Here is a 9511-nt window from a genome sequence, read left to right on the forward strand (position 1 = left end):
TAGCTTGCTCCTTTTGCTTGTGGTAGATTTTTATTAAAATTTTAACATAACGCTGACGATCAGCCTTGCGCCGCCAACTTAGAAGCTAATAGGCAAGCTAATTGTGCGTCGGCGACGTCGCCTTGTTAGGCGCTTATTGATTCTCCTTCATTTTTCTACTTCAAGTGCTATGCGACACTTAATGGATTGATACGCTCAATCTTCTTCTTGCCGGCCCGCGCTGCCTCCCAAAGATCTACGGCACGCTGAGCGTTGAGCCAAAACTCCGGCGTATTGCCGAACAAGCGGGCGAGGCGAAGCGCCATCTCGGGGCTGACTGCCCGACGTTCCCGGACCAACTCATTGACCGTCTGGCGCGACACACCAAGCGCCCTAGCAAGACTCGACACGGTAAGGCCGTAATCCGGCAAGAAATCCTCGCGCAGTATCTCGCCGGGATGAGTCGGTCGAATTTCACGCTCTCCCATATTCTGAATACTCATGTTTTACACCTCATCTTAGTGGTAGTCCGTAAGTTCTACGTCGTAGGCGTCGCCGTTGACAAACCGGAAGCATATGCGCCATTGGTCATTGACGGAGATCGAACACTGTCCCTGCCGTTCTCGTTCGAGTTCGTGGAGTCGATTGCTTGGCGGAACCTTCAAGTCATCCAAACCCGTTGCCAAGTCGACGTGCTCCAGCTTGCGGATTGCCCGCTTGCTGATTTCCGGCGGAAAACGCTTTGATTTACCCTTTTGGTAAAACTCTTGCGTATGCCTATCGGCAAACGTCTTGATCATGCGTCAATAGTAAGCTATCACGTGACACTTGTCAATGCCCGAAAGAACATCAATAGCGAGACGATCTAATTTCTCTACCGAGGGCACTACCATATATTTCCCTCCCTTGTTGAGGCCTAACGCCAAAGCTCACGGGCGGCAATGAAGCGTAGCGGAATTGCCGTCCTAGTGCAGCGCCTTGCTAGCCATCGCCTGTTTTCCTTGTCAATTCACTCGCCAACATCTCCGCCTGCTTAAGCACCGTCTCGGTGGCCAACTTCTGCATATCAGGCGGATACCCAAATTGCCTCAACGTCCTTTTTACAATGACTTTGAGTTTCGCCTTTACGCTTTCCTTGATCGTCCAATCAATCGAGGCATTGGCTTTTACTTTCTCAAACAGCACAACGGCCAACTCGCGCAATTTGTCTTGTTGCATCAGTTCTCTGGCGCTGTCATTGTTGGCTACGGCGGTGTAGAAGGCGTATTCATAGTCGCTCATGCCCATCTCTTCGGCTTGCTTGTCAGACTTGACGATCTCCTTGCTGATGTTGATCAGCTCGTCCATGACTTCCGCCGCCGTGAGCACTTTGGCGTGATACCGCTTGATGGCATCTTGCAGCATTTCCATCAGGGTTCGGCTTTGCACCAGATTCTTTTTGGCGCGCGCTTTGATTTCGTCGTTGAGCAGTTTTTTCAGCACTTCGAGCGCTACGTTTTTGTGCTCCTTGTTTTTTAGCTCCAGCAAAAACTCCTCGGAAAGAATCGAAATATCAGGTTTCTTGATTCCGGCAGCGTCGAACACATCAATGACTTGCTCCGATACCAGCGCCTTGTCAATCACCTGCCGGATGGTCGATTCAATCTCTTCATTGGTGCGTCCTGAGCCGGTACTGTCGAACTTTGCGAGCCGCGCCTTCACCGCCTGAAAGAAGGCGATTTCATCCTTCACGTCCATGGCCTGCTCGTGCGGAATGGCAATGGCAAATGCCTGCGACAAGGCGGTGACTTCATCGATATAGCGCTTCTTGCCATCCTCCAGTCCGAGGATATGCTCCTCGGCCGCCAGGATCATGTAAAGTTTTCTGGAGGTGTCGGCCTCGAAATAATCCTCGTAAGGGAAGGCGTGATACATGCCGGCCACCACTTCGATCTTCTCCAGCATCAATTGCACGGCCTGTTCCTGGGCCAGCATGGGGTCGCCCTTGCCACCGGCATCGGCATAGAACGACAGCGCCTGCTTAAGATCGGAGGCAATGCCCAGATAGTCCACCACCAAGCCCGCCGGTTTATCACCGTAAACCCGGTTCACCCGCGCAATGGCCTGCATCAGGTTGTGGCCCTTCATGGGCTTGTCAATATAGAGGGTGTGCATACAGGGCGCATCGAAGCCGGTAAGCCACATATCGCGCACGATGACCAGCTTCAGCTCATCATCGGGGTTTTTCATGCGCTCGGCGAGGGTCTTACGTTGCTCTTTGGTGGTGTGATGCCCGGCCAGCTTCGGGCCATCCGCAGATGCCGCCGTCATCACCACCTTGATCACGCCTTGGGTCAGATCGGGTGAATGCCATTCCGGCTTCAGCTTGATGATCTCTTCATACAGCTCTGCGGCAATGCGCCGCGACATGGCCACAATCATGGCCTTGCCCGCAAATACTTCCTGGCGTTTCTCGAAATGCGCCACGATGTCCTGCGCCACATTCCGGATGCGTTGCGCTGCGCCGACCAAGGCCTCCATCTTCGTCCACTTGGCCTTGGCCTTCTGGGTCTCGGTCAACTCATCCTGTTCCAGTTCCTCGTCCAGCTCGGCAATGAGCTGCTTGCCCTCGTCGCTGAGCGAAACGCGGGCCAGGCGGCTTTCGTAGTAAATCTTCTTGGTCGCGCCGTCTTCCACCGCCTGGGCGATGTCATACACATCGACATAATTGCCGAACACCGCCGGAGTGTTGACATCGTTCTTTTCGATGGGCGTGCCGGTGAATCCAAGGTAGGTCGCGTTCGGCAGGGCATCGCGCAGATATTTGGCAAAGCCGTATACGATTTTCTTACCAGTGACATTGCCTTGCGCGTCCTTCTCATCCACGGTTTTGGCCTTGAAGCCGTACTGGGTGCGGTGCGCCTCGTCGGCGATTACCACCACATTGCGGCGGTCGGTCAGCTCCTCGTAGATATTTCCTTCTTCTGGCTGGAACTTCTGGATGGTGGTAAAAATCACCCCGCCGGACGCTACTCTCAATAGCCGTTTCAACTCTTTGCGATCGTCCACCTGCACCGGCTCCTGCCGCAATAGCTGGGTACAGGAGGCAAAGGTATCGAACAATTGATCATCCAGATCGTTGCGGTCGGTGATCGTGACGACGGTGGGGTTATCCAGCGCCAGCACGACCTTGCCGGTGTAGAACACCATCGACAGCGACTTGCCGCTGCCCTGCGTGTGCCACACCACCCCGGCCTTGCGGTCCCCCGGCGGTTGGTCCTTGACACTCGCCAAGCCGTAACTCTCCGGCGTTTCCGCCACCCCCATTGGCGCTTCACTCGTCGCCCGCAAGGTGGAAGCCACTGCTGCGTTGACGGCGTAGTATTGGTGATAGGCCGCCAGCTTCTTCACGGTGCTGATGCTGATCACACCCGTTGCCGGGTCTTCCTTCTTCGACTTTTCAAACACGATAAAATGGCGCAGCAAATCCAGTAGCGTCGCCTTGTTTAACATGCCCTGGATCAAGGTCTCCAACTGACTGATAAGCTTAGATGCCTCCAGCTTGCCGTCCGCCGTTTTCCACGCCATGAACCGGGAGAGGCCCGCCGACAACGAGCCCACTTTGGCCTCCAGCCCGTCCGATATCACCAATAGGCCGTTGTAGGCGAATAGGCCGGGAATCACTTCCTTGTAGGTCTGCAATTGCTGGTAGGCGGATTTGATGGTGGCGTTTTCATCGGCGGCGTTTTTGAGTTCCATCACCACCAGCGGCAGGCCGTTGACGAACAAGACCACATCCGGGCGCTTGCTCTGGTGTCCCTGATTTGTGTGGTTGCCGATCACCGTAAACTGATTGGCAACCACAAATTCGTTGTTCTCGGGATTGGCGAAATCCACCAGCCATACCAGGTCGCCACGCTCGTTGCCTTTGTGCTGGTAGGTGACCTTGATGCCCTCGGTCAACATGCGGTGAAAGGCTTCGTTGTTGGCGATCAGTTCCGGCGAGTTCAGGCGCTGCACCTGTTTAATCGCCTGCTCGCGCACATCGGCGGGTATTGACGGATTGATCCACGCCACCGCAGAGCGCATCCGCTCCAGCAGCAACACATCCTCGAAGTGTTCCCGCTCCGGCGTTTCGCTGTCCGGGGCGATATCCGGCGCATAGACGTATTGATACCCGAGCTTCTCAAACAGCTCGATGGCGAGGCCTTCGATAGCGGATTCGGTGATTTTAGAGGTCGTCATTTTTCCCGCCTTTATCTTGGCCGATCAGTTTTCTGACTTCCTCATCAAAGTCGGAAATGTATTGTTTATCCTGTATGACCCGGAATTTATCGTATTCTGACTCGGCTTTGATTTTTGCTTCCAAGGCGGAGATTTTGCCTTTATCCAGAAGAATGGGATAATCCGAGAGCATCAGGAACTTGTCCAGAAATTGCACCCAGTCTTTCATGTTGGTAACAATGCCGCGGCGTGCCCGGTTTTCGGCCAGATCAAGATAGGCAGACACGATTCTTTCCAGCTCTTTGAGATGTTCTTCGTTGAGATAGTTTTTGGCTATAGTCACATCGGATTTCAGGATTTTCCCGCCGGGCGCGTTCTTCCAGGTTTTCAAGCCCATAAAGACCTTTTGTGCATCCGCTTCGGTATAAATGAATTGACCCGATACCCCACGGCAGTAATGGCTCGAAGGTTGTAGTACATCACCTCTTTTTGCTGGGTTTTGCCTTCGATGGCGCCGTGTTGAGTGGTGTGTGCAAAATTTACACACACCACTTTTTCATCCAGCTCACCCTCCGCAAAAATGTTTTTCAGATGCCTTGTGATGACACTGCGGTCTTTTTCAAACAGTTCTGCAATCTTTTTTTGTGTAAGCCAAAGGGTCTCATTGTGAAAAAAGACTTCAATATTAACCTTGCCCGTTTTCGTTTGAAAAATGACGAAGTTTGGGACCTTTTCGGGAAGATTTGAATTTGTCATACCGCCACCCGCACTTCGCCACTCATGAGTTTGGGCAGCAGGGTGTCGCGGAGTTTTTCGAGTGTGTGAATCTGATCTCTATTCGTTTTGAGCTTGCCGATAAAATCAGCCACAAGCTCATTAAAGGCATGTAATTTGTCCTCGGGCGGAATTTTTATCTCTGTTGAAAGCGCTATATCGCGGTTCAATCCCGGTACTGCGGAATCGGTGTTCATGTCCTCAAAGCCGATCGTCTTCAACAGAAAATAGTCATACAACAATCCCACAGACTCTACTTTTGACTTCACGTAATAGGTTGTATCGATAGGATAAAAATTGTCCCAAAGGTAGATCACCTTGCCGAGCGTTCCCTTTCTTCCGATGACAATGCCTGGCCCTCTTACCAAGAACTCCGTGTGGTAATCGACAACGCCGCTGGAGCCGACAACGGGATATCCGCTACCTGCTCGCTCTTCCGTCTTTAATCCTTTTCCATAGTGCAGCTCGATAACATCGCCAAGTTTCCCATCCTCCCAATCCTCCTGTGCTTCCTCCACGAACCACTGGCGGAAGAGGGTTTCGGCCATGGCTTCGAGGGTTTTGTTTTGACGGTGGAGCAGGTCGATTTTGTCGTCGAGGCTGGAGAGCACCAAGGCGATGGCTTTTTGTTCGGGGAGAGGGGGAATGAGGAATTGATAAAATTCTACGGAATCCTTGGTAATCATTCTCACAGTAGTTCCGCTTGAACACTGATAGATATGGTCTTGATAGTCTTGTCCTTTGAGTAACCAAAACAAATAGATATCATCAATATTTGCCTTTTTACTCACCTTATACAGATTCGTACCAACAATCACTTGCTTGCCGATTAATGTATTTGGGATTAGTGCAGGCTTGCCAAGAATAGGTAAATTATCAGATTGTTGTCTTGTGGCTAAAACAATATCACCAGGCTTAACAAGGTAACTATGAGGATAGTCACCTGCATAAAAGCGTGCCCCCTTCATGAGGAATTTTTCTTTATTTGATACACACCCCATACCAAGCAGTAATGCTGTACCTTGTCCAATATATTCGCTTTTATAGGCGAGCCCTCCTTTGACTGAAATAAAATCTTTAAGTTGGACTTCTTTCCACTCACTCATCGATCTTCACCCTCCCCAAACTCTCCGCAATCGCGGCATTCAGCTTCGCTTCTTCCAGCAACTGCGCCTCAAACTCCGCCTTGAGCTGGGTGAAGCGTTCCTTGAAATCGAAGTCGTCCTCATCGTCCGGCAGGCCGACATAGCGACCTGGCGTGAGCACATAGTCCAGTTCGCGCACTCGCTCGATGGGGGCGGCGTTGCAGAAGCCCTTCACATCTTCATAGTCCCCATTCGGATTGCGCCAGTTGTGATAGGTGCTGGTGATGGTGGCGATGTCTTCTGCGGAAAACTCCTTGGTGCGGCGGTTGATCAGGTGGCCTAGGTTGCGGGCGTCGATGAACAGGATTTCGTCGGCGCGGTCGCGGAACTTGCCGTTCTGCTTGTTGCGGCTCAGAAACCACAGACAGGCGGGGATTTGCGTGTTTAAAAACAGCTTGGCGGGCAGGTTGACGATACAGTCCACCATCCGCGCCTCGACCAGCGCCTTGCGAATGTCGCCCTCGCCGGAGCTTTTGGAGGTGAGCGCGCCCTTGGCGAGCACGAAGCCGGCCTGACCATTGGGGTTCAGGTGATATAGAAAGTGTTGAATCCAAGCGTAGTTGGCATTGCCGGTGGGCGGCACGCCGTGTTGCCAGCGGCCATCCTTGCGCAGCAGGTCGCCGCTCCAGTCGCTGTCGTTGAACGGCGGATTGGCGATGACGTAATCGGCCTTCAGGTCTTTATGGGCGTCGTTTAAAAACGAGCCTTCGTTGTTCCATTTCACCTGGGAGCTGTCGATGTGGCGGATGGCGAGGTTCATCTTGGCCAGACGCCAGGTGGTCTGGTTGCTCTCCTGCCCGTAAATGGAGATGTCGTTGACCTTGCCCTGGTGCCCGGTGACGAATTTTTCCGACTGAACGAACATGCCGCCGGAGCCGCAGCAGGGGTCAAACACCCGGCCCTTATAAGGCTCGAGCATTTCCACCAGCAGCTCGACCACGCTACGCGGGGTGTAGAACTGGCCGCCCTTTTTGCCTTCGGCCAGCGCGAATTCGCCGAGGAAGTATTCGAACACATGGCCGAGCAGGTCGGCGCTGCGCGCCTTGGCATGGCCGAGGGCGATGTTGCCGACCAGGTCGATGAGTCCGCCCAGGCTGGTGGGGTCGAGATTGCCGCGCGCGAAGACCTTGGGCAGCACATCGCGTAGCGAGGGATTTTCCTTCTCGATAGCGTCCATGGCGGCATCCACCGTCTTGCCGATGTCCGGCTGCCTGGCCTGGGTGAGCAGGTACGACCAGCGCGCCGTCTCCGGCACAAAGAACACATTCTCCGCCTTGTACTCGTCCTTATCCTCCGGGTCAGCCCCGGCATAGTCGCCTTCACCCTGTTGCAACTTTTCGTACAGCTCGTCAAAGGCATCGGAAATATATTTGAGGAAGATCAGCCCCAGCACGATGTGCTTGTACTCCGCCGCGTCGATGTTCTTGCGCAGCTTGTCCGCCGCCTTCCACATCTGCTTTTCGATGGGCTCTTCTTGTTTTGGTGCTGCTTTCTTGGCCATGGTGTTCCTTTAATGAGGCGACGGTTCTGGTCGAGATTTGGTTGGCTAACAATGTTTATACTGATCCATATAATACTTCAAATACATTGATCATGTCCATTTAAAACGCCTCCAGAAACACATCTCTTGTCGCTATAACCAATGCTAAATACACCTATTTTGATTAAACGCCGTTTTATCATGGCGTCTTATACGGATCGGCGTATAATCCTCTCCAAAACTACCTTATTTAACCTTACGACATATCTACCGGGCTGCGAACCCCAGCCGGTCCGCGGTTGAGGACATGGGTGTAAATCATCGTGGTTTTTACGTCTTTGTGGCCCGGGAGTTCTTGGACCGTTCGAATATCATAGCCGCTTTACAATAAATGAGTTGCGAATGAATGTCGGAAGGTATGACATGTGGCTCGCTTGGTCTATCCGGCCTTTGCGACAGCGACACTTCCGCCGCTCTCCTTAGGGCGGCCGGCGTCACCTTACCGAGGCCCCGCCCGAAACGGCACCGTAGCTTACGTGGCCCTATCCGGCGGCTTTTTTGTCGATGTGGACCGGCAACAGGTTGGTTAAGTCTACATGCTGTGATGCGTCGAGGATTTCAATACCGGCTATCTTCCCGTCTTTATCAAAACCCAGCGTTATATCCGCATCAACATTCTTGCTGGTTACTTTTTCAACAGCATCCGCAAACTTAATATACAAGACATCATGGGTCGTATCATAAGATACTCGCACGTCTTACCTCCAGGTACCATAAAACACATAGACGGTTATAACTACAATTCTATCGCTATCTGATCCATGCGAATAGTAACCTGCCGCTTAAGCATGCCGGCATACGAGTTTTTTGCCTCAGAAAAATCATATTCTTCTCTCATTTTTATCACCTTTCCAAACAGTTCTCTTGCCCACGGAGCAGAGCACATCGCCGATGTAAGGAAAGCGATTCCGGTGACGCTAGGGTAGAAGAATCGCGGTAGGCTGCGAGTTGCCCGACAGCCCAGCACAAATCCCGGCGTGCGGTTTTCCGGCGGGGTCAAAGCTCACCGGCGGCGCGTTTTGCTGTCCGGTGAAGCCGCTTGTTATGCTATCTCCTCCATTTTTATCTCTATTGTCTCAGGACTGAAATCCTGTTCATTCGGCCATACGAGAGTTCCGAATTCAATTCTCGCTCTTTTGAAATAGCTATAATCCTTCAATTCCGTGAAGATTCCTTTGTCAAGGTATGGAGCAACATTAAATACTCCGGTTTTTCCGCTCGATAAAGTTACCTTAATTCTATAGTCGGTCAGAATCTCAAACTCAATGACGTCCGGGGTCATTTTCTTCCTCCTATTTAAGCGGTTCAATTTTAAACGGCATATTTCCTTCGACGGCAAGGGACCAGTCGGCCATCAACTCATCTCGGTGTATCTCAATCCAAGCCTACACTAATCGCAGTTGCCGCTGAGGTATTTCTCCCTCCAGTATTTCCGCCGTTGCGATATCAACAGAAGCCCTGAATTCACTATACCGAATATGAATATGTGGGGTGTGGTGCTTGTCGTTGTCAAAAAAGAACAGTTGAACTATGATTCCGTAAAACATGGATATGATCGACATTAGCTTGCTCCTTTTGCTTGTGGTAGATTTTTATTAAAATTTTAACATAACGCTGACGATCAGCCTTGCGCCGCCAACTTAGAAGCTAATAGGCAAGCTAATTGTGCGTCGGCGACGTCGCCTTGTTAGGCGCTTATTGATTCTCCTTCATTTTTCTACTTCAAGTGCTATGCGACACTTAATGGATTGATACGCTCAATCTTCTTCTTGCCGGCCCGCGCTGCCTCCCAAAGATCTACGGCACGCTGAGCGTTGAGCCAAAACTCCGGCGTATTGCCGAACAAGCGGGCGAGGCGAAGCGCCATCTC

At 52.0% G+C, this 9511-nt stretch carries 7 protein-coding genes and 3 pseudogenes; all 10 read right to left on the reverse strand.

Annotated features, from left to right (window positions below):
• Positions 1–167 precede the first annotated feature (167 nt).
• The 10 genes and pseudogenes from KGZ93_03650 to KGZ93_03695 all read right to left on the reverse strand — a co-directional run bounded on the left by KGZ93_03650 (position 168) and on the right by KGZ93_03695 (position 9203).
• On the reverse strand, positions 168–482 hold the full coding sequence (locus KGZ93_03650; protein MBS3908710.1) for a HigA family addiction module antidote protein: 315 nt from the start codon (positions 480–482) through the stop codon (positions 168–170).
• Between the two features lie 15 nt (positions 483–497).
• Positions 498–779 (reverse strand): type II toxin-antitoxin system RelE/ParE family toxin, encoded by a 282-nt coding sequence (locus tag KGZ93_03655; protein MBS3908711.1) that lies wholly within the window; start codon positions 777–779, stop codon positions 498–500.
• Between the two features lie 181 nt (positions 780–960).
• Positions 961–4203 (reverse strand): type I restriction endonuclease subunit R, encoded by a 3243-nt coding sequence (locus tag KGZ93_03660; protein ID MBS3908712.1) that lies wholly within the window; start codon positions 4201–4203, stop codon positions 961–963.
• Positions 4190–4938, reverse strand: a pseudogene (locus KGZ93_03665) (virulence RhuM family protein). The gene KGZ93_03660 and the pseudogene KGZ93_03665 overlap by 14 nt, the downstream one beginning before the upstream one ends.
• A complete protein-coding gene (locus tag KGZ93_03670; GenBank protein ID MBS3908713.1) occupies positions 4935–6062 on the reverse strand; it encodes a restriction endonuclease subunit S in 1128 nt (375 codons plus the stop codon). The pseudogene KGZ93_03665 and the gene KGZ93_03670 overlap by 4 nt, the downstream one beginning before the upstream one ends.
• Positions 6055–7602 (reverse strand): SAM-dependent DNA methyltransferase, encoded by a 1548-nt coding sequence (locus KGZ93_03675; GenBank protein MBS3908714.1) that lies wholly within the window; start codon positions 7600–7602, stop codon positions 6055–6057. The genes KGZ93_03670 and KGZ93_03675 overlap by 8 nt, the downstream gene beginning before the upstream one ends.
• Positions 7603–7837: 235 nt before the next feature.
• Positions 7838–7969 (reverse strand): annotated as a pseudogene (locus KGZ93_03680) (tyrosine-type recombinase/integrase).
• 154 nt (positions 7970–8123) lie between these two features.
• Positions 8124–8336 carry a DUF2283 domain-containing protein gene (locus tag KGZ93_03685; GenBank protein MBS3908715.1) on the reverse strand — a complete coding sequence of 71 codons (213 nt, stop codon included), beginning with the start codon at positions 8334–8336 and terminating at the stop codon, positions 8124–8126.
• 347 nt (positions 8337–8683) lie between these two features.
• Positions 8684–8923 (reverse strand): DUF2442 domain-containing protein, encoded by a 240-nt coding sequence (locus KGZ93_03690; GenBank protein ID MBS3908716.1) that lies wholly within the window; start codon positions 8921–8923, stop codon positions 8684–8686.
• Positions 8924–8933: 10 nt separating this feature from the next.
• Positions 8934–9203, reverse strand: a pseudogene (locus KGZ93_03695) (DUF4160 domain-containing protein).
• Positions 9204–9511: the final 308 nt, after the last annotated feature.

The sequence above is a fragment of the Actinomycetota bacterium genome (assembly GCA_018333515.1).
In the GTDB taxonomy this organism is placed as follows: domain Bacteria; phylum Actinomycetota; class Aquicultoria; order Aquicultorales; family Aquicultoraceae; genus Aquicultor.

Bases quoted from the DNA above. Each gene is read 5' to 3' on its own strand.
- KGZ93_03650 (MBS3908710.1), bottom strand. From the start codon at position 482: ATGAGTATTCAGAATATGGGAGAGCGTGAAATTCGACCGACTCATCCC.
- KGZ93_03655 (MBS3908711.1), bottom strand. From the start codon at position 779: ATGATCAAGACGTTTGCCGATAGGCATACGCAAGAGTTTTACCAAAAG.
- KGZ93_03660 (MBS3908712.1), bottom strand. From the start codon at position 4,203: ATGACGACCTCTAAAATCACCGAATCCGCTATCGAAGGCCTCGCCATC.
- KGZ93_03670 (MBS3908713.1), bottom strand. From the start codon at position 6,062: ATGAGTGAGTGGAAAGAAGTCCAACTTAAAGATTTTATTTCAGTCAAA.
- KGZ93_03675 (MBS3908714.1), bottom strand. From the start codon at position 7,602: ATGGCCAAGAAAGCAGCACCAAAACAAGAAGAGCCCATCGAAAAGCAG.
- KGZ93_03690 (MBS3908716.1), bottom strand. From the start codon at position 8,923: ATGACCCCGGACGTCATTGAGTTTGAGATTCTGACCGACTATAGAATT.